Origin of the sequence: Mycobacterium sp. OAE908, assembly GCF_017872775.1 — a bacterium.
Classification (GTDB): domain Bacteria; phylum Actinomycetota; class Actinomycetes; order Mycobacteriales; family Mycobacteriaceae; genus Mycobacterium.
In genome coordinates, this window is record NZ_JAGGJL010000001.1 from 3,319,586 (window position 1) to 3,343,146 (window position 23,561).

At 66.9% G+C, this 23,561-nt stretch carries 27 protein-coding genes; 22 read left to right on the plus strand and 5 right to left on the minus strand.

From position 1 onward, the window contains the following. Positions 1 to 21 precede the first annotated feature (21 nt). The 3 genes from J3E61_RS16290 to J3E61_RS16300 are packed head-to-tail and all read left to right on the plus strand — an operon-like array spanning position 22 to position 3,033. A complete protein-coding gene (locus tag J3E61_RS16290; protein WP_192721960.1) occupies positions 22 to 1,359 on the plus strand; it encodes a phosphoglucosamine mutase in 1,338 nt (445 codons plus the stop codon). 43 nt (positions 1,360 to 1,402) lie between these two features. Further along, positions 1,403 to 1,699 (plus strand): ESX-1 secretion-associated protein, encoded by a 297-nt coding sequence (locus tag J3E61_RS16295; protein ID WP_210084239.1) that lies wholly within the window; start codon positions 1,403 to 1,405, stop codon positions 1,697 to 1,699. 2 nt (positions 1,700 to 1,701) lie between these two features. Beyond that, complete coding sequence (locus J3E61_RS16300; protein ID WP_210084240.1) at positions 1,702 to 3,033, plus strand: hypothetical protein; 1,332 nt, start codon at positions 1,702 to 1,704, stop codon at positions 3,031 to 3,033. Positions 3,034 to 3,541: 508 nt separating this feature from the next. Here J3E61_RS16300 and J3E61_RS16305 read toward each other — a convergent pair. Continuing rightward, positions 3,542 to 4,972, minus strand: coding sequence for a PLP-dependent aminotransferase family protein (locus tag J3E61_RS16305; RefSeq protein ID WP_210084241.1), 1,431 nt, complete (start codon positions 4,970 to 4,972; stop codon positions 3,542 to 3,544). A gap of 70 nt (positions 4,973 to 5,042) precedes the next feature. On the opposite strand from J3E61_RS16305, the gene J3E61_RS16310 reads away from it, so the two are divergent. Together J3E61_RS16310 and J3E61_RS16315 are read left to right on the plus strand one after the other, a co-directional pair. Continuing rightward, on the plus strand, positions 5,043 to 5,423 hold the full coding sequence (locus tag J3E61_RS16310) for a hypothetical protein (protein WP_210084242.1): 381 nt from the start codon (positions 5,043 to 5,045) through the stop codon (positions 5,421 to 5,423). Further along, on the plus strand, positions 5,420 to 5,650 hold the full coding sequence (locus J3E61_RS16315; RefSeq protein ID WP_210084243.1) for a hypothetical protein: 231 nt from the start codon (positions 5,420 to 5,422) through the stop codon (positions 5,648 to 5,650). Before J3E61_RS16310 ends, J3E61_RS16315 begins: the two co-directional genes overlap by 4 nt. A gap of 20 nt (positions 5,651 to 5,670) precedes the next feature. Here the strand turns inward: J3E61_RS16315 and J3E61_RS16320 are convergent, their stop codons facing one another. Then, positions 5,671 to 6,543 carry a LysR family transcriptional regulator gene (locus J3E61_RS16320; RefSeq protein WP_210084244.1) on the minus strand — a complete coding sequence of 291 codons (873 nt, stop codon included), beginning with the start codon at positions 6,541 to 6,543 and terminating at the stop codon, positions 5,671 to 5,673. A 71-nt stretch (positions 6,544 to 6,614) separates the two neighbouring features. Between J3E61_RS16320 and J3E61_RS16325 the strand changes: the two genes are divergently transcribed. The 5 genes from J3E61_RS16325 (at position 6,615) to J3E61_RS16345 (ending at position 9,623) form a co-directional block, all read left to right on the plus strand. After that, a complete protein-coding gene (locus J3E61_RS16325) occupies positions 6,615 to 7,331 on the plus strand; it encodes an SDR family oxidoreductase (protein WP_210084245.1) in 717 nt (238 codons plus the stop codon). 168 nt (positions 7,332 to 7,499) lie between these two features. Then, complete coding sequence (locus J3E61_RS16330) at positions 7,500 to 7,637, plus strand: hypothetical protein (RefSeq protein WP_210084246.1); 138 nt, start codon at positions 7,500 to 7,502, stop codon at positions 7,635 to 7,637. Between the two features lie 32 nt (positions 7,638 to 7,669). Continuing rightward, a complete protein-coding gene (locus J3E61_RS16335; protein ID WP_210084247.1) occupies positions 7,670 to 8,446 on the plus strand; it encodes a PASTA domain-containing protein in 777 nt (258 codons plus the stop codon). 30 nt (positions 8,447 to 8,476) lie between these two features. Then, entirely contained in the window at positions 8,477 to 8,950 is a 474-nt protein-coding gene (locus J3E61_RS16340) for a hypothetical protein (RefSeq protein ID WP_210084248.1), read from the plus strand. Further along, entirely contained in the window at positions 8,940 to 9,623 is a 684-nt protein-coding gene (locus tag J3E61_RS16345) for a hypothetical protein (RefSeq protein WP_210084249.1), read from the plus strand. Before J3E61_RS16340 ends, J3E61_RS16345 begins: the two co-directional genes overlap by 11 nt. 3 nt (positions 9,624 to 9,626) lie before the next feature. Here the strand turns inward: J3E61_RS16345 and J3E61_RS16350 are convergent, their stop codons facing one another. Then, a complete protein-coding gene (locus tag J3E61_RS16350) occupies positions 9,627 to 10,667 on the minus strand; it encodes an LLM class F420-dependent oxidoreductase (RefSeq protein ID WP_210084250.1) in 1,041 nt (346 codons plus the stop codon). Between the two features lie 37 nt (positions 10,668 to 10,704). Next, entirely contained in the window at positions 10,705 to 11,550 is an 846-nt protein-coding gene (locus tag J3E61_RS16355) for a hypothetical protein (protein WP_210084251.1), read from the minus strand. A gap of 55 nt (positions 11,551 to 11,605) precedes the next feature. Here J3E61_RS16355 and glmS point away from each other — a divergent pair, with 55 nt between their 5' ends. Continuing rightward, positions 11,606 to 13,468, plus strand: a complete 1,863-nt coding sequence (glmS, locus tag J3E61_RS16360; protein ID WP_192721946.1) for a glutamine--fructose-6-phosphate transaminase (isomerizing) — start codon at positions 11,606 to 11,608, stop codon at positions 13,466 to 13,468. Positions 13,469 to 13,519: 51 nt separating this feature from the next. Then, entirely contained in the window at positions 13,520 to 13,897 is a 378-nt protein-coding gene (locus J3E61_RS16365; RefSeq protein ID WP_210084252.1) for a DUF1622 domain-containing protein, read from the plus strand. Here the strand turns inward: J3E61_RS16365 and J3E61_RS16370 are convergent. After that, complete coding sequence (locus tag J3E61_RS16370; RefSeq protein WP_210084253.1) at positions 13,886 to 14,755, minus strand: alpha/beta hydrolase; 870 nt, start codon at positions 14,753 to 14,755, stop codon at positions 13,886 to 13,888. The two genes, J3E61_RS16365 and J3E61_RS16370, sit on opposite strands and share 12 nt — an antisense overlap. A 72-nt stretch (positions 14,756 to 14,827) precedes the next feature. Between J3E61_RS16370 and J3E61_RS16375 the strand changes: the two genes are divergently transcribed. Genes J3E61_RS16375 through J3E61_RS16420 form a run of 10 tightly spaced genes read left to right on the plus strand, consistent with a single transcriptional unit; the run spans position 14,828 to position 23,540 of the window. Further along, complete coding sequence (locus J3E61_RS16375; RefSeq protein ID WP_210084254.1) at positions 14,828 to 15,310, plus strand: CGNR zinc finger domain-containing protein; 483 nt, start codon at positions 14,828 to 14,830, stop codon at positions 15,308 to 15,310. Between the two features lie 41 nt (positions 15,311 to 15,351). Further along, positions 15,352 to 16,773 (plus strand): NAD(P)H-hydrate dehydratase, encoded by a 1,422-nt coding sequence (locus J3E61_RS16380; RefSeq protein ID WP_210084255.1) that lies wholly within the window; start codon positions 15,352 to 15,354, stop codon positions 16,771 to 16,773. 12 nt (positions 16,774 to 16,785) lie between these two features. Further along, positions 16,786 to 18,168: a glutamate decarboxylase gene (locus J3E61_RS16385; protein WP_192721941.1), complete on the plus strand. Its 1,383-nt coding sequence runs from the start codon at positions 16,786 to 16,788 to the stop codon at positions 18,166 to 18,168. Between the two features lie 54 nt (positions 18,169 to 18,222). Continuing rightward, positions 18,223 to 19,389 (plus strand): alanine racemase, encoded by a 1,167-nt coding sequence (locus J3E61_RS16390; RefSeq protein ID WP_210085590.1) that lies wholly within the window; start codon positions 18,223 to 18,225, stop codon positions 19,387 to 19,389. Between the two features lie 50 nt (positions 19,390 to 19,439). After that, positions 19,440 to 20,507: an alpha/beta hydrolase gene (locus J3E61_RS16395; protein WP_210085591.1), complete on the plus strand. Its 1,068-nt coding sequence runs from the start codon at positions 19,440 to 19,442 to the stop codon at positions 20,505 to 20,507. Then, positions 20,500 to 20,997 (plus strand): tRNA (adenosine(37)-N6)-threonylcarbamoyltransferase complex ATPase subunit type 1 TsaE, encoded by a 498-nt coding sequence (gene tsaE, locus J3E61_RS16400; RefSeq protein WP_210084256.1) that lies wholly within the window; start codon positions 20,500 to 20,502, stop codon positions 20,995 to 20,997. The genes J3E61_RS16395 and tsaE overlap by 8 nt, the downstream gene beginning before the upstream one ends. Beyond that, the gene (gene tsaB, locus J3E61_RS16405; protein WP_210084257.1) at positions 20,982 to 21,575 is read left to right on the plus strand and encodes a tRNA (adenosine(37)-N6)-threonylcarbamoyltransferase complex dimerization subunit type 1 TsaB; all 594 of its coding nucleotides are present in this window, start codon (positions 20,982 to 20,984) and stop codon (positions 21,573 to 21,575) included. The genes tsaE and tsaB overlap by 16 nt, the downstream gene beginning before the upstream one ends. Beyond that, entirely contained in the window at positions 21,572 to 22,024 is a 453-nt protein-coding gene (rimI, locus tag J3E61_RS16410) for a ribosomal protein S18-alanine N-acetyltransferase (protein ID WP_210084258.1), read from the plus strand. Before tsaB ends, rimI begins: the two co-directional genes overlap by 4 nt. Beyond that, positions 22,021 to 23,046 carry a tRNA (adenosine(37)-N6)-threonylcarbamoyltransferase complex transferase subunit TsaD gene (tsaD, locus tag J3E61_RS16415; protein WP_210084259.1) on the plus strand — a complete coding sequence of 342 codons (1,026 nt, stop codon included), beginning with the start codon at positions 22,021 to 22,023 and terminating at the stop codon, positions 23,044 to 23,046. The genes rimI and tsaD overlap by 4 nt, the downstream gene beginning before the upstream one ends. After that, positions 23,043 to 23,540: a nuclear transport factor 2 family protein gene (locus J3E61_RS16420; RefSeq protein ID WP_210084260.1), complete on the plus strand. Its 498-nt coding sequence runs from the start codon at positions 23,043 to 23,045 to the stop codon at positions 23,538 to 23,540. The genes tsaD and J3E61_RS16420 overlap by 4 nt, the downstream gene beginning before the upstream one ends. The last annotated feature ends 21 nt before the right edge of the window (positions 23,541 to 23,561 follow it).

Consider the following 23,561-nt stretch of genomic DNA (forward strand, 5'->3'; position numbering starts at 1 on the left):
ATCTATGAGAAGTTTGTCGGCATGGCTCGACTGTTCGGCACCGACGGGGTGCGCGGAGTCGCCAATCAGGATCTGACCGCTGAGCTGGCGTTGGGACTGGGCTCGGCGGCTGCGCGCCGCCTCGGCAGCGTTGGTGGCCATGCCCGCCGGATAGCCGTGGTGGGTCGCGATCCGCGGGCCAGCAGCGAGATGCTCGAGGCAGCGGTGATCGCCGGGGTGACCAGTGAAGGCGTCGACGCGCTGCGCGTCGGGGTACTGCCGACACCGGCCGTGGCCTACCTGACGAGCGCTTATGACGCCGACTTCGGCGTGATGATCTCGGCGTCACACAACCCGATGCCGGATAACGGCATCAAGATCTTCGGGCCCGGCGGACACAAACTCGACGATGCCGCCGAGGACCGCATCGAGGAACTCGTCCATCAGGGGCCGGGAAGCCGGCCAACCGGCGCGGGCATCGGCCGAGTCGTGGACGCCGAGGACGCGTTGGACCGCTATCTGCGCCACGCGGGCAAGGCGGTGACCACGCGGCTCGATGGGCTGACCGTCGTCGTGGACTGCGCGCATGGGGCGGCGTCATCGGCAGCGCCTCGGGCGTACCGCGCCGCGGGCGCGAACGTCATCGCGATCAACGCCGAGCCCAACGGGCTGAACATCAACGACGGCTGCGGGTCGACGCACATGGAACAACTCCGCAGCGCGGTGATCTCACACGGCGCCGACCTCGGGCTGGCGCACGATGGCGATGCGGATCGCTGTCTGGCGGTCGATGCCGCAGGCCGGGTGATCGACGGCGACGCGATCATGGTGATCCTGGCTCTGGCGATGCGGGACGCCGGTGAGCTGGCTTCGAACACCTTGGTGGCGACGGTGATGAGCAACCTCGGGCTGCATCTGGCCATGCGCGCGGCGGGCATCGAGGTCCGCACCACCGGTGTCGGTGACCGCTACGTACTCGAAGAGCTTCGGGCAGGCGAATATTCGCTCGGCGGTGAGCAATCGGGTCACATAGTGATGCCCGCCCTGGGTACGACTGGCGACGGCATCGTCACGGGTTTGCGACTGATGTCGAGGATGGCGCAGACGCGCTCGACGCTTGCCGCACTCGCCGAGCCGATGCAGACCCTGCCGCAGGTCCTGATCAACGTGCAGGTCGCGGACAAGGCCACGGTGGCGGATGCGCCGTCGGTGCGCTCGGCGGTGGCAGAGGCCGAGGCGGAGCTCGGCGACAGCGGCCGAATTCTGTTGCGGCCCTCCGGAACCGAACAGGTTGTCCGCGTGATGGTCGAGGCGGCCGACGAGGACACCGCACGGCAGGTGGCCGTCCGCGTCGCAGAGTCGGTCAGCGACCAGCGCTGAAATTCATTGGAACCGGCGGGGGTTGGCCGGCGTCCTAGCTGGTATGGGACAAGCTGATGTCGACGTGGCGGCGTTGCATGCCGTGGCCCGCCAATATCAAACAGTCGCCGACATCGTCGATGGCGTTGTCCGCACGCATCTGTCCGGGCTGCGGTTCGACGGGGCGGCGGCCGGGCGGGCGCACACCGCCGGTGGGGACGCATTGCGCACCGCTGTCGATCACGTGGTGGTCCAGCTCGGGCAATGGTCGAGGGCCGCGACCGAGATCGCTGTGGCACTGCGCGTATCCGCGGATCGGTACGCCGAAGCCGATGTCGATGCAGGCCGACGGGTGGGGTAGCGGTGGCCGAAAAGTTAGATGTCGCAGCGCGATTGGCTGAAGGACTGCCTGCTGTCGACAATGTGCAGACCTGTGTGTGGGCCTGCCAGATGCTCGGCTACACGAATCCGGATCTGACGCTCCATGCCGCGCAGGTGCGCGACTGGTACGGCAGCGAGGACGGGCTCGACCTGCGTGCGCTTGACGCCGACTGCGCTGCGCTCGAAGCCGCGGTGGCGGCGACGGAAGACGCGTTGGCGCGCCAGGACATCGGCGCACTGTCGACGGCATGGCAGGGTGACGGCGCCGACGCGTCGACGACGTTCCTGCGTCGGCATGGTCAAGCATCGGAGGTTGCCGCGGCCGCTGTGCGCACGTCGGCGGATGCGTTGGCCGACTTGCGGGACAACCTGTGGAAGACAGTCGATCAGAAGGTGGCGGCCGCGATCGACGCCGATGGACGCGCGCAGGACGACTGGGTGGCGGCCGCGCGCACGGTGACAACGGGTGCGGGGGATCGTGCGGCAGCCAGTGAGAAGATCGACCAGGAGGTTAAGCCGTTTGTCGACAACGACATTCGCATCGGGTGGCTGACGGCGATGCGTTCGGCAACGGCTGCGGTGACGAATCTTTACGACACGGCAACGGCGGAGCTGACCGCCGAGCCGGATGCGGTGTTCGACGTGCCTGGCGATCTCGGTCCGTCGTGGACGCCACCGCAGCGCGCCGAGCAGACATCCACGGTCCCCGCGGCTTTCAGCGCGCCGCCGCCACCCGTCGCGGCGCCGCCGCTGTGGAGCGCGTCAGCCGTCCCGTCGCCGACGCCTACGACGGCCGAGCCGATGCCGCCACCACCACCCGCGCCACCCCCGGTCGATGCGGCCTCGACCGCACCTGCGATGGCGGCACCGCCGTCGGCACCTTCACTCGGCGGCATGCCGGATCTCGGTAGCGGCCTATCGGGGTTCGGGCAGCAGCTCGCCGACGCGTTCGGCAGTCTGCTGGGGTCGGTCGACGCAGTGGACACCCCCGGCATCGACGATCCGGAGATCGACGATCCGGAGATCGACGAGCCGGGGATCGACGACGAATCGGACGATGAGACGGAAGACGACGATGAGCCGGTCGAGCCCGCGGCCGAGCTAGAGGACGAGCCCGCCGCAGAAGAGCCCGTTGAGGAGCCTGTCTGCCAACCGGCAGAGACTCCGGTCGAAGCACCGCCGCCACCGGAAGAACTCGAGCCAGCGCCGACCCCGGTGCCCGAGCCACCGGCAGATTCGCCGCCGCCTGAACCCGTCGCCGCCGAGACGCCGTGTGAAATAGCGGCCGACGAACTACCCCAAGTCGGCGAGTGACCTGGCGAGACTTTGGGTAACCAGAAGTTGTCATTGTCGTGCTGTTCGCCTGGAACTCAGAACGGGCAGCATCGGTCCAAATCGATCGTCGGGGGCAAACACGGTGACACCGTCGACGAGGAGGTTGACGATGAATCTCAAGAAAATCGCTGCTGGGGCCGCTATCGGCGCCGTCCTTGGGTTCGGAGCTCTAGGTGGCGCCGGCGTCGCGGCCGCCAAACCGCACGGTCCGGATCCCTGCGTCCCAGGGGTTGACTGTTGGGTTCCGGGTGACCCACCCGGACACAACCCCTTCGGGCCGCCTGGGCAGGTCATGCAAGGCAACGCGGGGGCTCCCGGACTGACTGGAGTTCCGCCGGGTCACTGGGGGGAGACGTGGCTTCCGCCGAATTGGACTGATCTAGGAATCCCAGGCCCGCTACCAGTCGTCTGGAACCCGGATGTGCTCGCCTGGGGCGTCTGGTGGGCTGACCAGTTCATCCCAAGTCCGCTCACCTGAACAGCTGACCTACACACGGCATAGTGACCCGAGAGTCGCCAACCCATTGCGGATGGCCGGCTCGGCAATCGCGCCGTAACCGATCACTAGTGCGGGCGGTGCTTCCGAAGGCGTCGACCAGTTCCAGCTCGCGCCCTCGACGAGGACGCCGCGGTCGCGCGCAGCGTCTACCAGCCTGACTTCGTCGCACGCCGATGGCAGTCGCAAGTACATGTGCAGCCCGGCGGCCACTCCCGTTGGAATCGCGTCGGGCAGCGACGTAGCGACCGCGGCGAGGGCGGTATCGCGTCGCCGTCGATAAACCGGCCGGACCCGACGGAGATGCCTTGCAAAACCGCCCGATTCGACGAACCGTGCCAGGGTCAGCTGTTCAAGCAGGGTATTTCCCATGTCGTCCAGCAGCTTCTGCGCGACGACTTCGTCGACCAACCAGTCCGGCGCCGCGAGCCAACCCAGCCGCAGTGCAGGCGTGAGAGTCTTGCTCGCACACCCCGCGTAGGCCACTCGTTGCGGTGCCAGCCCTTGCAGGGCGCCGATTGGTGCTCGGTCATAACGGAATTCGGCGTCATAGTCGTCTTCGATGATCAGCCCGTCGTTGTCGTGGGCCCACTTGACGAGAGCGGTACGTCGCTCCGCGCTCAGGACGGTACCCGTCGGATAAGAGTGCGCAGGCGCCACCAGGACAGCTCTGACGTTGTGCGCCAACAACTTCGCCACATCGAGCCCGCCGTCGTCAACGGGAATCGGCACGACACCTAGGCCGGCGTTGATGATGGCCTGGCGGTGAAGTCCGAAGCAGGGATCCTCGACGGCGATTGCGTCCACCCCGCGGGCACGCAGTGCGCGGACCGCCAGCACCACCGCCTGCGTGATGCCCGACGTGATCAGCATGCGATCTGGCGTCGTCGCGACACCGCGAACACGCGCGACGTAGTTGGTGAGCGCTTCGCGCAATTGAAGTGCCCCAAGGGGACCCGGGTAGCCGAGCTGGTGGTTGGGCACCTCGTTGAGCGCGGCGCGGTAGTGGCGCAGCCACTCGGTTCGCGGAAACAGCGCCGGGTCGGGGAGCCCGCCGAGCAGGCGAACGTCAGCGACCGGTTCGGTGGTCACCGATGGTGCCCGCACCGATGCCGGAGCGATCGGCAGTACCTGCGTACCGGACCCTTGCCGCCCGCTGAGATAGCCGTCGGTCGCGAGGTGTTCATACGCGGCCACGACCACACTGCGTGCGATACCGAGATCGCGCGCCAGTGTTCGCGTCGGCGGCAGAACCGTCCCGGCAGGCAGGCGTCCCTGCTGAATCGCCGAGCGCAACTGTTGTTGCAGCTGCGCGGACAGCCCCCGCCGACCAGACCGATCCAGAGCAACGAGAAGGTCCGACGGAAAGCCGCGCAGATCAGAATTGGTCTGCTCAAAAAGTTGCGAATTGGATACTGACACGCACCAATTATGCGCCGACAGTGGGGCCATGTCCCCAGTGAAAAGTCCAACGGCCGCGGTAGCCGCTCCCATGTTGACCCCCTGGACCCCTGGTCCGGTCGATCCCGGTGATGCGCCGGTGGTGGTCAGCGTCACCGAGTTCTCGGCGCATCACCGCCGAGTGCTTCCCGCCGTCGCCGTCAACGGACTGCGCATGCGGATGGGCTGGTACGCCATGTCCGGAGCCGTCGGTATGTGGCTCTGGTTGCTGCCGGCCGCCGGGCGCGGAGGTTCGGTCTCGGTCTGGGCGTCCGACGAAGACCTCGAACGGTTCGTCGGCCTTCCTCACCACGTCGACATCATGCGGCGATACGGCGACCGTGGCACCGTGCGGTCGACTACCTGGACCGCGGACCGTTTCGAAAGAGGCGCCATCCTGGATCGCGCTTGCGATTGGATCGCGGACTCGTGAAACCGTTGCAGCTGTACGCATTTGGCCGCATCGCCTTTGGGGTCGCCTCGCTGACCGCGCCGGCGATCACGGGCGCGACGCTCGCCGGACCTGGTGGCGCCCTACCTGACGCGCAGGCATTTCTGCGGGGCATGGGAGCGCGCGAAATCGGACTGGGGCTCGGTTTGGGAACCGCGGGCGCTGCGGCGGCGGCAGGTGCAGGCGCGCTGGCGAGCTTGGCGAGATAGCCGCCAAGACCGCCCGGCCGTCAGATCGTCTGTGTCCGGCACGCCAGCGCCGCGCTGACAAATGCGTCGCGAGCGGAGTTATCGGTTGCGGCATCCCAGATCAGCGTGACCTGGCTGGGGCCGATGTCCTCAATCGGCAGCACCCGCACATCCGGCCTGCGATAGAACGCCGTCGTTGACTGGGGCAGGATCACGAAACCTTCTTGTGCCGCAACGAGTTCCAACTTCTCTTCGACGGTGCGCGCCGTTTGGCCGGCGCGGCGATACTCCGGTGCGGCAATCGCATACCACTCCGGAACCGTGGCCGGGTCCTGCAACAGCCGCTTTGATGCCAGGTCTCTCAATCGGACCGACCGCTTCTTGGCGAGCGGGTCTGCGGCGGGCAGCACGGCTACTCGCGGCTCCTCCAGCAGCGGTGCCGTGCCCAACCCGTGATGATCGATCGGCTCGCGCGCGTAGACGACATCGACCTCGCCGCGGTGCACGACATCGACCTGATCGGCCCATCCCACTTGCACGACCACCGCGCGCCGCGACGGCTCGTCTGCTTCGAACGCTGCGGCGGCCGCGGTGGCCAACAGCCCGGGCATCACGCCGACCGTCACGGTCACGGTTGCCTGCGTGGCGCGCGTTAGCCTCTGCTGCAATGCTTTTGCCTCAACAAGAAGGTAGCGTGCATCGTCCAAGAGCTGCTTGCCTGCGATGGTCAGCTCCGTCCCGCGAGAATCGCGGGCGAACAGCTGCACGCCCAGTTCGCTTTCAAACGAGCGGATCTGGCGTGACAACACGGGTTGCGCGATGTGCAGGCGCTCGGCGGCGCGACCAAAGTTCAGTTCCTCGGCAACGGCCACGAAATAACGCAGTTTGCGCATGTCGAGGTCGGGCACGGCCATACCGCTAGGGTATCGCTTCGCGACGAAAAGGGTCTTGGACTCCGCGCACCCTTCGGCCCGACAGTGGACACATGAGCTTGAAGAACGCACGAGTCCTCGTCATCGGCGGCACCTCCGGCATCGGCCTCGGCGTCGCATCCGCGGTAGCCGACCGGGGAGCCACCCCGATCGTGGTGTCGCGGCGGCAGTCCAGTGTCGACCGGGCATTGACCCATCTGCCCGACCATGCCAAGGGCGCAACCGTCGACCTCACCGACCTGCCGGGAATGGAGCGACTCGCCATCGAGATCGGCGACATCGAACACCTGGTCTTCACCGCCGGCGAGTCGCTTCAACTGGCGCCGCTCGCCGACCTCACCCCGGAGATCATCTCCGCCTTCTTCCAGACGCGATTCGTCGGCGCGCTGACCGCGGTGCGGGTATTCGCCCCGCGCCTCACACCGGGCGGGTCGATCACGCTGACGAGCGGCACCGCGGCCGAACAGCCGGGCTTCGGTGCTCTGCCGGTGAGCATCTGCGGCGCGATGAACGCGCTGACCAAGGCCCTTGCCGTGGAGCTGGCACCGATCCGGGTCAACGCCGTGGCGCCGGGCGTCGTGCGCACCCCGCTGTGGGACGCGATGACCGAGTCCGACCGCCACGCCATGTATGACCAAGCCGCGCAGCAGCTTCCACTGGGCCGCATCGGAGAAGTCGCCGACACCGCCCTGGCGTACCTCTATTGCATGGAACAGCAGTTCGGCACCGGCACTGTGCTGACCGTCGACGGCGGGACCGTCCTGGTCTAGGCCTCGCTGAGGAGCAGCACGGCAAAAGATAGGGAAATCTCCCCATTCATTCGCGACCGTCTCTTCGCGCACACTTCACAGCGAGCGCGAAGGAGGCAATACATGGGGACACTGCGATCAACCTGTGAGCACGCCGGGCGAGCGGCTGGGCGCTTTTCGTTTTGTCGCATGCGATCTGCCACACAGCTGCACCTGTCATTGCCCGATTCCCTGGCATCGCAAGCCATCACCGCGCCGCAGGCGTACACCTTCCGGCTGGACTCGAGCCAAGAATCCGCCAAGGCCAAGACGACAGTCTTCACGTGAACCCATTTCACTCACCTGGAGACGACCGAGTCATGAAGCCAAGCCCGCTGGTCGTACTGGGCATGACGGCAGGGATTGTGGCCGCGGCGGCATCCGCCCCGGGAGCAGCTGCCAGCCCAGCGCCCACGACCGTTGACCAGCTTTGCGCGGCTCAGCAGTGGCCGCGGTCCATGCCCGACGTCGTCGGGAAGAACCTCGATCAGGTGACGGGGCAAGGGGCACTGGCGTGTTGGGACAACGTTCGCGGTGTCGCGCCAGACGGACATGATCCGGTCGGCAACGCCACCGATGCAGCCGGCTATCTCATCACCGCCGTGTCGCCTCCGCCCGGCACGCCGATCGGCCGCCACGACGCGGTGACCGTTCAGCTGACCGGTGTCGATCGGCAGGCGCCGCCCGCATCCCGACCCTGCGACTGGGTTACCACGGACGAAGCTGCCGGCGTCCTCGGTGGTCCGGCGACCGCCGAGCCGCTGCTCGATGAGGCCGGTTCGGTCGAGTTCTCATGCGCCTACAGAGGATCGCCGGACAGCGGCGTGGAATCCGAATTACTGATGCCTGGCGCCTTTCCAGTCGATGCCGCATCCCTGCTGGCGCTCGCGGCTGCTACGTCGAACAATCCGACGACGGTCGAGGGGCTCGGCGTCAAAGCCGCGTGCGTGTTCAACGCAGGCACCACGCCGCCGTCGACGGCGTTGCTCGTCGTGTTGAGCGGGGACCGGCTGTACCGGGCGGTCGGAAAGTACTACATGAGTTGCGACTCGCTGAAGCAGTTCGCCCAGAAGGCAATTGGCCGCATTGGCGCATAGCCCTCGTTCCCACTTGGAAAGGACCCTTTGATGACGGCCAAACTTGCATTGATCGCGACGGCGACCGCCGCTGCCGCCATCGCGCTATCGGCGGCCGCGCAGGCAGATGACGCTGCGGACGTGGACTTTCTGTCGCCGACGGGAAACATCAACTGCTCGATCACGTTGTTGGCTCCCTTCGAAGCCAACGGCCAACAGTATGCGGGCAACAACGTGGTGAATTGCGAGATCGTCGACCATACGTGGTCGACACCGGATGAGTGCGGCACAACGCGCGGTCACGTCGCCCAGGTGTCGATGCGCGCCGATGCGACGAAGGCGCCGATCGTGACATGTGCCAAATATCCCAACCAGCTTCCCCTGCCATGGCCGACGCTCGACTACGGCCAGAGCCGCACTGTCGGTGTGATCACCTGCACTAGCGAGGTATCAGGGATCACGTGCACCAATAATTCCACGGGCCATTTCTTCCGCTTGTCCAACGAGTCATTCGATGTCGGCTGAGACCGCGAAGTCGCTTCGCGTCATCCGCGCGGTGTCGGCCATCGCGATGATCTTGCTCGGCATGGTCGTCGCCCCGCGCGCGTCGGCCGATGATCACTGTCGGGACGGTGGACCGCCGGCCAAGGCGGCGAGCAAGGACGTCAGCGACATCTACGGTCAGCCGGCCACACTGTGGATTTCCGACACCGTCGTCGGCCTCACCACGCCGCAGGGCTACAGCGCGGCGAAAGTCATCAGCGCCAGCCCGCTGCAGCGCCGGGCGATGTTGGTCGACGCTCAGCAGGACGGCAACCATCAAATCATCGTCGACACCGGCCGCGAGGCAATTCTGTACGTGGTGTCGGGCTGCAGAATCTACCCAGCCGTCGAGCAGACCGGCGAGGAATTCCGCTTCGACGTCGGGCATCGACGCGCGCTCGGTGACGGCATAGGGTGCAGCGATCTCGGCGATGGCAGGCACCTGGTCCAGTTACTACAGCTGCGCGACGATCAGGGCCGACCGCTACTGGCAGTGCGCCGCACCGAGATTGACCTCAACGGTGCCTGGGTCACCCTCGGCCGATCCGACACCGTCACCGCGACGTCGGAGCAGGATCCGGCGTGGACCACAGCGGCGGACATCAGCTGCGGCGATCTGACCCTGACTCGCGATGGAGTCGCGGCGCCGTACTGACCGCTATGGCAGCAGCGACTGCAATTCCTCGACGAAGCGGACGGATTCGCGGCGGTCGCCCGAAAGCGGCTGCAGCAGAAGCGTTGTCGCACCACCTTCGGCAAACGCGGCGAGCCTCTCCTTGACGTAGCCTCGTGGCCCTACCAGGGACACGTGGCGCACCAGTTCGTCGGGCACCGCCGCGATCGCCTCCTCCTTCTTGCCGCCGAGGTAGAGGTCCTGGATGTGGTTGGCCACGTCGCCGAAACCGTAGCGCGTCGCCAGGTTGTGGTAGAAGTTGCGGCCACGCGCACCCATGCCGCCGATGTAGAGCGCCAATTGTGGCTTCACCCAAGCCAATCGGTCGTCGACATCGTCACCGATCGCCAACGGAGCACTGGCCATGATGTCGAGCGGACCCAGCGCGGCATCGCGCTTGGCGTAGCCCGCCCGCAGCGACTCACCCCATACGTCGTCGGCCTTCTCCGGGTAGAAGAACACCGGCTGCCAGCCCTCGGCGATCTCGGCGGTGAGCTCGACATTCTTCGGCCCCAGCGCGGCGATCGTGATCGGAATGCGCTCGCGGACAGGATGGTTGATCAACTGCAGTGGCTTGCCAAGCCCGCTGCCCTGGTCTGGCGGCAGCGGAATCTGGTAGTACTTGCCGTCGTATGTGACGCGTTCGCGGCGCCACACCTGACGGCAGATCTCGACCACCTCGCGGGTGCGTCCCAATGGCGCATCAAACGGCACGCCGTGGAAGCCCTCCATCACCTGCGGCCCCGATGTGCCGATGCCAAGTCGAAAACGACCGTCGGAGACGTAGTCGAGTCCTGCCGCCGTCATCGCCAGCAGCGACGGGGTACGGATGTAGATCGGAACGACGCCGGTGCCCAGCTCGATCCGCGAGGTCTTGGCCGCCAGGAAGCCCAACTGGCTGATCGCGTCGTAGGAGTAGGCCTCGGCCACCAATGCGATGTCGACGCCGATTTTCTCCAGTTCGACGACCTCGTCGACGGCCTCCAGAAAGCCGCCGGCGTAGTTGAGAAATATCCCTGTCCGCATTACGAAGTTATACCCCCAACCGGTTGGTTGACAGAACTCAGGGCTTCAGTAGCGCAATGACCTTGTTCTCCATGTCCACCGGATCATCGGCGAACGGATCAACCGCCGGGGCCTTGGGCAGGTCGACCTCGGGGTCGGCGAAGTCGGCGTAGGCCTTGTCTGCGGTCAGCGTGTGCAGCAGGTAACCCGTCAGCAAAGCGCGCACGACCTTTTGCGTGCTGCGGTCGGCCCCCGGCAGTCCGACGACACGCGCCAACCGCCTGCCCTCGATCAACCCGCCGGCCTTGGCTTTGTTCACCGTGCGAAGCGTCGCGCCCTTCCAGACTCTGGACAGCTCGACGGCGTTGGAGCGCAACGTCATTGGGTCACCCGGCGCGGTGAGCACCAGACCAGGCACCGGCAACGAGGCCGCAGGCTGCTCCGCGGCTGGCTTGGTCACCGTCGGGAACATCGCTACGACGGCCTTCGGTTTGGCCGGCATTCCGGCAGCCGCGAACACCGCCGCCGAGCCGCCGAAGCCGTGCCCGACCACGCCCAGCTTCGTCGGGTGTACGCTGATCTTTCCCGGACCCAGTCGCACGCCCGCGACGATGTCGAGGGCGGTGCCCAGGTCGAAAGCCAGGTTCAGCACCGACGGCGCCACGCTTGTCTCCGTCGCGGGGGCGGCGGCCACGATGCCCCACGACGCCAGGTGTTCCAGCGTGCCCTCATAGCGGTCCACGCCCGCGAGCCAGTCATGCCCGAAAGCCACACCCGCCAGGTTCAGCCCGGACTCCGGGGTATAGACCACACCCGGCATACCGGCGAAGGCCAGGTCACCACGCAAAACGCGGTGCGGTCCGCGGCGGGTCAGAGCTGCGAAAAGCTTCTTCGTGCTGGCCACCATCGAACCGTAGCGCAGCAGGTGTGACCCAGCCCTTGCACTACCCTGGATGCCTATGTGTGGAATCGTCGGCTACGTCGGGCAGCGCCCTGCCTGTGACATCGTCGTCGACGCGCTGCGCCGCATGGAGTACCGGGGTTACGACTCGTCAGGGGTGGCACTGCTCGACGGCCGCGGCGGCCTGACGATCCGTCGGCGCGCAGGCCGGCTGGCCAACCTCGAGGCGACACTCGCCGAGTCCAGCGACAGCCTCGTCGGCACCACCGGCCTGGGCCACACCCGGTGGGCCACGCATGGCAGGCCCACCGACCGCAACGCCCACCCGCACCGCGACGCCGCGGGCAAGATCGCGGTGGTCCACAACGGCATCATCGAGAACTACGCGCCGCTGCGCGCCGAACTGGAGGCCGCAGGCGTCGAGTTCGCCAGCGACACCGACACCGAGGTCGCGGTTCACCTGGTCTCCCGGCAGTACCGCGACGGTGAGACAGCGGGTGACTTCGCGGCCTCCGTGCTCACGGTGCTGCGCCGACTCGAGGGTCACTTCACGCTGGTCTTCGCGAACGCCGACGAACCCGGCATGATCGTCGCCGCCCGCCGCTCCACCCCGCTGGTCGTCGGTGTCGGCGACGGCGAGATGTTCATCGGCTCCGACGTCGCCGCCTTCATCGAGCACACCCGCGACGCTGTCGAACTCGGCCAAGACCAGGCCGTCGTGATCACCGCGGACGGTTACCGCATCACGGATTTCCACGGCGATCCGAACGTCGATTTTCGTGAGTTTCACATCGACTGGGACCTGTCGGCTGCCGAAAAGGGTGGCTACGAGTACTTCATGCTCAAGGAGATCGCCGAGCAGCCCGCCGCGGTTTCCGACACCTTGCTCGGCCACTTCGCGGACGGACGCATCGTTCTTGACGAGCAGCGGCTGTCCGATCAGGAGTTGCGGGAGATCGACAAGGTCTTCGTGGTGGCCTGCGGGACGGCCTATCACTCCGGGCTGCTCGCCAAGTACGCGATCGAGCACTGGACGCGGCTACCCGTCGAGGTCGAACTCGCCAGCGAATTCCGTTACCGCGACCCGGTTTTGGACAGCCACACGCTGGTCGTGGCGATCTCGCAGTCCGGTGAAACCGCCGACACACTGGAGGCGGTGCGCCACGCCAAGGAGCAGAAGGCCAAGGTGCTTGCCATCTGCAACACCAACGGCAGCCAGATCCCGCGCGAGTGCGATGCGGTGCTCTACACGCGGGCCGGGCCGGAGATCGGCGTGGCGTCGACCAAGACATTCCTCGCCCAGATCGCCGCGAATTACCTTGTCGGCCTTGCTCTTGCGCAGGCGCGGGGCACCAAGTACCCCGACGAGGTGGAGCGCGAGTACCGCGATCTGGAGGCGATGCCCGACTTGGTTGCGCGGGTGCTCGAGACCACCGAACCGGTTGTGGCGCTCGCTCACCGGTTCGCGCAGTCGCAGACGGTGCTGTTCCTTGGGCGCCACGTCGGTTATCCCGTCGCGCTCGAAGGCGCGCTCAAGCTCAAGGAATTGGCGTACATGCACGCCGAGGGTTTCGCCGCCGGTGAGCTCAAACACGGTCCGATCGCCCTGATCGAGGACGGTCTGCCTGTCATCGTCGTGATGCCGTCGCCGAAGAACTCACCGACGCTGCACGCCAAACTGCTGTCGAACATCCGGGAGATCCAGGCCCGCGGAGCGATCACGATCGTCATCGCAGAAGAAGGCGACGACACCGTCCGGCCCTACGCCGATCACCTGCTCGAAATTCCGGCGGTGTCAACGCTTTTCCAGCCACTGCTGTCGACCATCCCGCTGCAGGTGTTCGCCGCAGGCGTTGCGCAGGCCCGTGGTTACGATGTGGACAAGCCCCGCAACCTGGCCAAGTCCGTCACAGTCGAGTAGTGCGGCGGCGTGTCGTCGCAATAGCAGCGCCGAGAGTGACACCATGACGGCGTGTCTCTCGTCGAGGTAATCGACGGCATCGGCTCGACGATCGATGCGATCGGTGTCGCCGTCATCGCAGGCGGCGCGATACTGGCCGTCTTCCTGACGATTGGCCGGGCTCGCCAAGAAGATGGCGGCGCATATGAGTTCTTCCGCAGACGCCTCGGCCGCGCGATCCTGCTCGGGCTCGAATTCCTGGTCGCCGCAGACATCATCCGCACCGTTGCCGTCACACCCAGTGCCGAGAGCGTGGCAGTGCTCGGCGGCATCGTGCTGATCCGGACGTTCCTGAGCTTCTCGCTGCAACTGGAGGTGACGGGGGCGTGGCCGTGGCAACAACGCTCCGCCGCCGCGGTCGACAAGACGCAGGGGCGCTCAGCCGATTAGATGCCGCTCCAGGAACGGCCGGACCAACGCGACGACCTCGGCCAGCCTGCTCTCCAACAAGAAGTGGCCGCCGTCGAGCAGGTTGATCTCGGCTCCGGGCAGATCACGCGCGAACGCCAATGCGCCGTCCGGGCCGAAGATCTGGTCGTTGCGGCCCCATACCGCCAGCAGCGGTACCTGCGAGGTCCGGAAGTATTCGTGCACACGCGGGTACAGATCGACGTTGGAGCTGTAGTCGGCGAACAGTTCCAGCTGCGCGGCGATCCGTTGCGGGCTGCTCGCCACCGCTGAGTGCGCATTGATCCACGTGTCGGGGTCGACCACCGACGGATCCGAAACACCATGGGTGAATTGCCATTTCAGCCCGTCTGTGCTGATGAGCTCGCGCAGGGCAGCGGCGTTGGTTTCGGACCGCTCGCGACCGTAGGCGAACAGCGGCTCCATCACGTCGCCGACAAACCCGTCCACGTAGGCGTTGCCGTTCTGGGTGATGATCGCTGCGATGCGCTCGGGATGGCGCAGCGCCAGCCGCCAGCCAACGGGAGCGCCGTAGTCCTGGACGAAGATCGCATAGCGCTGCAGTCCGAGGTGGTCGAGCAGCGCGTCGACATGGGCGGCGAGGTTGTCGAACGTGTAGCTGAACTCGTCGGCGCTCGGCACGTCGGAGTGCCCGAAGCCGGGGTAGTCGGGGGCGACGACGTGGTAGCGATCGGCCAGCGCAGGGATCAGGTTGCGGTACTGGTGCGAACTGGCGGGCGTGCCGTGCAGCAGCACGACGGCGGGTGCGCCGGGTGAGCCGGCCTCGCGATAGAAGGTCCTGCGACCGGCGACCTCGGCGAAGCGATGGTGCGTGACCATTCCTAACCCTTTCTATTGGATATAGTGGTTAGGCGCAGTCAACACTATTGATTCTAACCCGTCAACAGCTATATGATGGTTAGCATGCCTTCGACAATGGATTGGCAGGCCGTCCTGCTTGACCTGCTCAACACCACGCCGATGGTCGACGGGCAGATCGTCGATCGGCTGGACGCCCGTTGGCTGCGGGCCCACGGCGCTCCGAAGGGGGCCGACGTCCGGGACCTGCGCGACGACCTGCAACGAGTCGTCCTCATGGAGGCCGACGCTTCGGTGCTCCGTCACTACCTCACCGACGCCCGGCAGGTGCCCGACCTTGGGCCAGACGGTGTCCACTGGTCGCTGGAGGCCGACTGGCCCGCGCGCGTGGTGCTGGCCTGGGGTGAGTTGGAACGGGATATGCCTGGCCGATTGCGACCGTGTGCCAACGAAGAGTGTCGGCAGTTCCTCATCGACCACTCACGCGCCGGGACCGCTCGATGGTGCTCGATGAGCGGTTGCGGCAACCGAATGAAAGCCCGCCGCCACTACAGCCGGACGAAAAGCGGAGCCTGAAACGTCGCTGTCAGTGTCGCGGGCATGGAATCCTGGCTGGAATGCGGCACTACTACACCGCCGATGAGATCCGCGAAGCCGAAGCGCCGCTGCTGGCGTCGCTGCCCGAGGGTGGGCTCATGCAACGCGCCGCGTTCGGGTTGGCCACCGCGATCGTGCGCGAACTGGTTGTGCTGACCGGCGGCCTCGCAGGACGTCGGGTATGCGCCGTTGTCGGCTCCGGCGACAACGGAGGCGACGCGCTGTGGGCAGCGACCTTCCTGCGCCGCCGTGGCGTCGCCGCCGCAGCGGTGCTGCTCAACCCCGACCGCACCCACAAGGCGGCGTTGGCGGCGTTCACCAGGGCCGGCGGCACCGCGGTGGAAACCGTTCCGGCGACAACCGATCTGGTGATCGACGGCGTCGTCGGCATCTCCGGGTCGGGAGCGCTGCGGCCGAATGCCGCCGAGGTTTTCGCCGCCGTCGACCAGGCGGGCATTCCCGTCGTCGCGGTCGACATCCCAAGCGGCATCGATGTGCAGACCGGTGCGGCCGAGGGTCCGCACGTGCAAGCCACCCTGACGGTGACGTTCGGTGGCCTCAAACCCGTTCACGCCCTTGGCGATTGCGGACGTGTCGAGTTGGTCGACATCGGCCTCGACCTCCCGTCCACCGACGTGCTCGGTTTCGACGCCGCCGACGTCGCCGCATGTTGGCCGAAGCCGGGCCCGAAAGACGACAAGTACACCCAGGGCGTCACCGGCATCATGGCCGGCTCCGCCACCTATCCCGGCGCGGCTGTGCTGTGCACTGGGGCCGCCGTCGCCGCCACCTCCGGAATGGTCCGCTACGCCGGAAGTGCGGGCCCGCAGGTGCTCGCGCAGTGGCCGGAAGTCATCGCCGCCCCAAGCCCGCAAGCATCGGGCCGCGTACAAGCCTGGGCGGTCGGGCCCGGTCTCGGAACGGACGAAACCGGTGCCGCTGCACTGGCTTTCGCGTTGGAGACCGATCTGCCGGTGATCGTCGACGCCGACGCGTTGACCATCCTCGCCGCACACCCGGATCTCATCGCAGGCCGTAAAGCCCCGACCGTATTGACCCCGCACGCAGGCGAATTCGAGCGGTTGGCCGGCGCTCCGCCCGGCAGCGATCGCGTCGCAGCCACCCGCAAGCTGGCCGACCGGCTCGGCGCAACGGTACTGCTGAAGGGCAACGTCACGATCGTCGCCGAGCCCGGGGGGCCGGTGTATTTGAACCGGGCGGGCCAATCATGGGCCGCCACAGCGGGATCGGGCGACGTGCTGTCGGGCATCATCGGCGCGCTGCTCGCCGCCGGGCTGCCTGCCGGGGAGGCGGCCGCTGCGGCCGCGTTCGTGCACGCCCGCGCCGCCAACCTGTCGGCTGCCGACCCCGGACCACGGCCGGCGCCGACGTCGGCGTCGCGCATTCTTGCTCACGTCCGTGGTGCCATCGCTTCGCTCTAGAAAGGACTTGCCATGCCGCACAAGGCCCCTCGCGTCCCCCAGATTGCTCCCGCGTATACCGGGCGACTGGCGATGGCTCCGGTTCCGTCCCTGCGCTTGCCCGATGAGTGTATGGATGGCGACAACGCCTACCGATTCATCCACGACGAGCTGATGCTCGACGGCAGCAGCCGGCTGAACCTCGCGACGTTCGTCACCACCTGGATGGATCCGCAGGCCGAGAAACTGATGGCCGAGACGTTCGACAAGAACATGATCGACAAGGACGAATATCCGGCCACCGCGGCGATCGAGCAGCGTTGTGTCTGCATGGTGGCCGACCTGTTCCACGCCGAGGACCTGCGCGACGACGACCCGTCAAGCGCCACCGGGGTGTCGACGATCGGATCCAGCGAGGCGGTGATGCTGGCCGGCCTGGCACTGAAGTGGCGGTGGCGGGAGAAGGTGGGAAAGGACTGGAAGGGCCGCACGCCGAATCTGGTGATGGGCTCCAACGTTCAGGTGGTGTGGGAGAAGTTTTGCCGCTACTTCGACGTCGAACCGCGTTATCTACCAATGGAAGAGGGGCGCTACATCATCACGCCCGAGCAGGTGCTGGACAACATCGACGAAGACACCATCGGCGTCGTCGCGATTCTCGGCACCACATTCACGGGCGAATTGGAACCGATCGCGGAGATCTGCGCGGCACTGGACAAGCTTGCCGCGGGCGGGGGACTCGACATCCCCGTGCACGTCGACGCGGCCAGCGGTGGCTTCGTCGTGCCGTTCCTGCATCCGGATCTGGAATGGGACTTCCGGGTGCCACGCGTCGTGTCGATCAACGTCAGTGGGCACAAGTACGGCCTCACCTATCCCGGCATCGGGTTCGTGGTGTGGCGCAGCAAGGAGCACCTGCCCGAGGACTTGGTATTCCATGTGAACTACCTCGGCGGCGACATGCCGACGTTCACGCTCAACTTCTCCCGGCCGGGCAACCAGGTGGTCGGCCAGTACTACAACTTCCTGCGACTCGGCCGCGCGGGCTACAGCCAGGTGATGCAGTGCCTGTCGACGACCGCCCGGTGGCTGGGCGACGCACTGCGCGAAAGCCAGCATTTCGAGGTGGTGGCCGACGGGTCGGGGATCCCGGTGGTCAGCTTCCGGCTGGCCGGTGATCCCGGCTACACCGAGTTCGACGTGTCGCATGCGCTGCGCTCCTACGGCTGGCAGGTGCCCGCGTACACCATGCCGGAGGGTGCGACCGACATCACGATGTTGCGCGTCGTGGTGCGCGAGGGCTTCTCAGCGGACCTGGCCAGGGTCCTTCGCGACGACATGATCACCGCGCTGGGCCACCTCGACCAGCTCAAGCCCGGCGGCCACTTCGACGAGATACAGCCCTTCGCCCACTAGCACCTTCGCCGGGAGCGAGGTGTGCGTTCGGCATCTGGGACAATCGACGTGACCATGCGAACGACCGAACTTTCACTCACCCCGACTGCTGCGGCCGAGGCCGTGGTGGACCTCGACGCCATCGCGCACAACGTGCGGCTACTGCGTGAGCACGCCGGATCGGCCCAGGTGATGGCCGTCGTCAAGGCCGACGGCTACGGGCACGGTGCCGCCGAAGTCGGACGGGCGGCGCTGGCCGCAGGCGCCGCCGAACTCGGCGTGGCCACCATCGACGAGGCGTTGGCACTGCGTCGCGACGGCATCCGCAGTCCTGTGCTGGCATGGCTGCACGCCCCCGGCACTGACTTCGGTCCCGCGCTCGACGCCGAGGTCGAGCTGGCGGTGTCGTCGGTGCGCCAGCTCGGCGAGGTGCTCGATGCGGTCGAGCGCACCGGCCGGACCGCGACCGTCACCGTCAAGGCGGACACCGGCCTGAGCCGCAACGGCGTGAGCGCAGCAGAGTATCCCGAAGTACTGAGCGTGCTGCGCCGCGCGCAGTCCGACGGCGCGGTCCGGGCCCGTGGCATCATGTCGCACCTGGCGCACGGCGACGATCCAGACAACCCGTTCAATGACCTTCAGGCGCAACGGCTTACCGACATGGCCCGGCAGGCGCGCGAGCAGGGCGTGGACTTCGAACTCGTACACCTGTGCAATTCGCCTGCCGCGATGACCCGGCCCGATCTGGCTTTCGACATGGTGCGACCCGGCATCGCCGTGTACGGCCAGACCCCGATACCCGAGCGCGGTGACATGGGATTGCGGGCAGCGATGACGCTGAAATGCCCTGTCGCGCTTATCCGTTCCGTGCAGGCAGGAGACGGGGTGTCCTACGGCCACATCTGGGTCGCCGAACGCGACACCACGTTGGCCCTGCTGCCGATCGGCTATGCCGACGGTGTCTTCCGGACATTGAGCGGCCGCATCGACGTGCTGATCAACGGTCGGCTCCGGCGCAGCGTCGGCCGCATCTGCATGGACCAGTTCGTCGTCGACCTCGGTCCAGGCGCGGTCGACGTGGCCGAGGGCGACGACGCCATCCTCTTCGGGCCCGGCACGCAGGGCGAGCCAACGGCACAAGAATGGGCCGAACTTCTCGGCACCATCAACTACGAGGTCGTCACCAGTCCGCGCGGCAGGGTCACCCGAACGTATCGTGGAGCGACGGGCCAAAGTCGTTGAGTGACAGCGAGACTGCGCAGCCGCGCGCCCGAAGGTCCAATGCACCATGGCTGGCCGGAGCCGCTGGGTTGACGGCGGTCGGCACGGCCGCCGGCGTGTCGGTGGCCAGGTCTCTGCGCAGGCGGGTGACCACCGACGATCCGTACGACCACGAAGACTTCGAACTACTCGACGCTGACCGCGGTTTCGTCGTCACGACTCCCGACGGTGTCGACCTGGCTGTGCGCGAGGTGGGTCCCGAAGACGCCCGATTGACAGTGGTGTTCGCCCACGGCTTCTGTCTTCGGATGGGGGCCTTCCACTTTCAGCGTGCCAGGCTGGCCGAGCAGTGGGGCTCGCAGGTGCGCATGGTGTTCTACGACCAACGCGGCCACGGCCAGTCGAGCGAGGCGTCGCCGGAGTCGTATACCGTCGAGCAGCTGGGCCGCGATCTGGAGACCGTGCTCGCAGTCATGGCGCCGCGCGGGCCGGTGGTACTGGTCGGACACTCGATGGGCGGCATGACGGTGCTGTCACACGCTCGGCAATTCCCGCACCGCTATCCGACCCGCGTCGTCGGCGCCGCGATCATCGCCTCTGCCGCCGAAGGGGTTTCGCGGTCGCCGTTGGGGGAGATCCTGAAGAACCCGGCACTCGAGGCGGCGCGGTTCGCCGTCCGCTACGCCCCGAAGACGGTGCACCGCACGCGCGGTGCGGCCAAGGCCGTCATCGGTCCGATCCTTCGAGCCGCATCCTACGGCGACGAGAAGATCAGCCCCAGCGTCGTCGCGTTCTCCGAGAAGATGATGCACGAAACACCGATCGCCACGCTGGTGGAGTTCCTGCATGCGCTCGAGGTGCACGACGAGCTCGCGGCGCTGCCGACGCTTGCGAAGGTGCCCACCCTGATCGCCTGTGGCGATCGCGACCTGCTCACCCCGGTGGAGCACTCGCAAAGCATGGCGGCCGCGTTGCCGAAGTCCGAGCTGGTGATCGTCGGCGGCGCAGGGCATCTGGTGCAGCTCGAAGCGCCTGAGGCCATCGACGACGGCCTCGTCCGCCTCGTCGAACGCGCCACCCCATCCAAACTCGTCGCGCTCACCAGGCGGGTCCGTGATCGGGTGCGCAACCATGGTTGAGCATCAGTCCGGCACCGGAGCCGCTCGGGCGGCGACATCAGGCACCGCAGAGCTCGCCACAGCCGAGGACACCATCGCGTTCGGTGCACAGCTGGGCGGTCAGCTGCGCGCAGGCGATGTCGTGGTGTTGTCCGGCCCGCTTGGCGCGGGAAAGACGGTGCTGGCCAAGGGAATCGCTGCGGCGATGGACGTCGAAGGCCCGGTGATCTCGCCGACGTTCGTGTTGGCGCGTGTGCACCGTGCCCGCCGGATCGGTGCTCCGGCGATGATCCACGTGGACCTGTACCGGCTGCTCGACCACGGGTCGGTCGACCTGCTCGCCGAGCTCGACTCACTGGACCTGGACACCGATCTGGAAGACGCGGTTGTCGTCGTGGAGTGGGGCGAGGGCCTTGCCGAACGACTTTCGGACAGTCACCTCGACATCCGACTCGAGCGCGGACCGCAGACTGAGGTGCGCACCGCGATCTGGCAATGGAGCCGCCAGTGACGCTCATCCTGGCAATCGACACCGCGACACCCGCCGTCACCGCGGGAGTCGTGCGGCTTGACGGTGTCGAGGTGCTCGCCGAACGGATCACCGTCGACGCTCGCGGCCACGCGGAGCGGCTCACTCCGAATGTGCTTGGTGCACTCGGCGACGCGGGTGTGACCGTCAACGACCTGAATGCCGTTGTCGTGGGTTGCGGCCCAGGCCCTTTCACCGGTCTGCGGGTCGGTATGGCGACGGCAGCGGCCTACGGTCACGCGCTCGACATCCCCGTGCACGGGGTGTGCAGCCTCGATGCGATCGGTGTCGACACAACGGGCGACGCGCTCGTGGTCACCGATGCCCGCCGCCGCGAGGTCTACTGGGCGCGTTATCGCGACGGCGTCCGCGTGGCGGGTCCTGCTGTCAACGCACCAGCCGATGTGCCTGGGGCTGAGGACGCCTTGGCGCTTCCGCCCGGGTATCCCAGCGTCGCGGGGCTGGTGCGGGTGGTCGCCGACTGGGCGGCCGCACCCGAGCCGTTGATACCGCTGTATCTGCGCCGTCCCGACGCCAAACCATCGGTGGTGGCCCGATGACCGTCGTGTACACGTCGCTGACCCCGCGTGACGCCGCGCGCTGCGCGGAGTTGGAGAAGCAACTGTTCGACGGCGACGACCCGTGGCCCGCGCGGGCCTTTCTGGCGGAGCTGGAGGCCAAACACATCCGCTACGTCGCGGCCCGGGACGGCGACAAGCTCGTCGGCTACGCAGGCATCTCCCGGCTCGGCCGGAAAAAGCCGTACGAGTACGAGATTCACACCATCGGGGTGGACCAGGCATACCAGGGTCAGGGCATCGGCAGAAAGATGATGACCGAATTGCTCGACTACGCCGCGGACGGGGCGGTCTTCCTCGAGGTGCGCACCGATAACGAAGCCGCGATCGCGCTGTATGAGAGTTTGGGCTTCGTCAACGTCGGGCTGCGTCGTCGGTATTACCGCGCCAGCGGCGCCGACGCATACACCATGAGACGAGATCCGCAATGACGACCATCTTGGCTATTGAAAGCTCGTGCGACGAAACAGGTGTCGGCATTGCGCGCCTCGACGACGATGGCACCGTGACTCTTCTCGCCGACGAGGTCGCCTCCAGCGTCGACGAGCATGCGCGGTTCGGCGGCGTGGTCCCCGAGATTGCCTCGCGAGCGCATCTGGAGGCGCTGGGGCCCACGATGCGGCGCGCGCTGGAAGTCGCTCGGATCGGCAAGCCGGATATCGTCGCGGCTACTATAGGCCCCGGCCTGGCCGGCGCGCTGTTGGTGGGAGTTGCTGCGGCCAAGGCGTATTCGGCCGCGTGGCAGGTGCCGTTCTACGCCGTCAACCACCTCGGTGGCCACCTCGCCGCCGATGTGTACGACCACGGCCCGCTGCCCGAGAGCGTCGGCCTGCTCGTTTCGGGCGGCCACACCAACCTGCTGCACGTGCGGTCGCTGGGTGAACCGATCGTTGAACTCGGCAGCACCGTCGACGACGCCGCAGGCGAGGCCTACGACAAGGTCGCGCGGCTGCTCGGGCTCGGCTATCCCGGCGGCAAGGTGCTCGACGATCTTGCGCGCCAAGGAAACCGCGACGCGATCGTGTTCCCCCGCGGCATGACCGGTCCGCGCGACGATCCGTATGCGTTCAGCTTCTCCGGGCTCAAGACCGCGGTCGCCCGATACGTGGAGAGTCATCCTGACACGGCGCAGGCCGATGTGGCGGCCGGGTTCCAGGAGGCGGTGGCCGACGTGCTGACACTCAAGGCCGTGCGCGCTGCCAAGGAACTGAACGTGTCGACGCTGTTGATCGCGGGCGGGGTGGCGGCCAACTCGCGGCTGCGGGAACTGGCAGAGGAGCGCTGCAACGCCAACGGGCTGACGCTGCGGATCCCGCGGCCGCGGCTGTGCACGGACAACGGCGCGATGATCGCCTCGTTCGCGGCGCATCTGATCGCCGCCGGGGCGCCGCCCTCACCGCTGGATGTGGCCAGCGATCCCGGTCTGCCTGTCGTAAGGGGACAAGTCGCATGAGCCCGCGAGGAGCCGAAGAGGGATCGCAAGTCACAGACAAGCTGGCGATCACCGAACTGCTGTACCGGTACGCCGAGTTGATCGACGCCGGCGACTTCGAGGGGGTGGGCCGGCTGCTGGCCCGGGCCACGTTCGCCGGCACGAGGTCGGCGTCCACGTCGAGCGCCGAGGCCATCGCCAAGCTGTTCGGCGCGACAACCCGCCGCTATCCCGGACACGGCAATACCCCGCGCACCAGGCATCTGGTGCTCAATCCGATCATCGAGATCAGCAGCGAGATCAGCGGAGCGCGAACAGCCAAATGTCGCTCGACCTTCTGCGTTGTGCAGAACACCGAGACGGTGCCGCTGCAGCCGATCGTCGTCGGACGCTGTTTCGATAGCTTCACCTGCGACGATGATGGCTGGTACTTCACCGAGCGGCAGGTCGACGTCGAGATGATCGGCGACATCTCGGCGCATCTGATGTTCGATCCGCGCGACTTCGACCGTTAGTAGCGGGGTGACCTTGAGTGC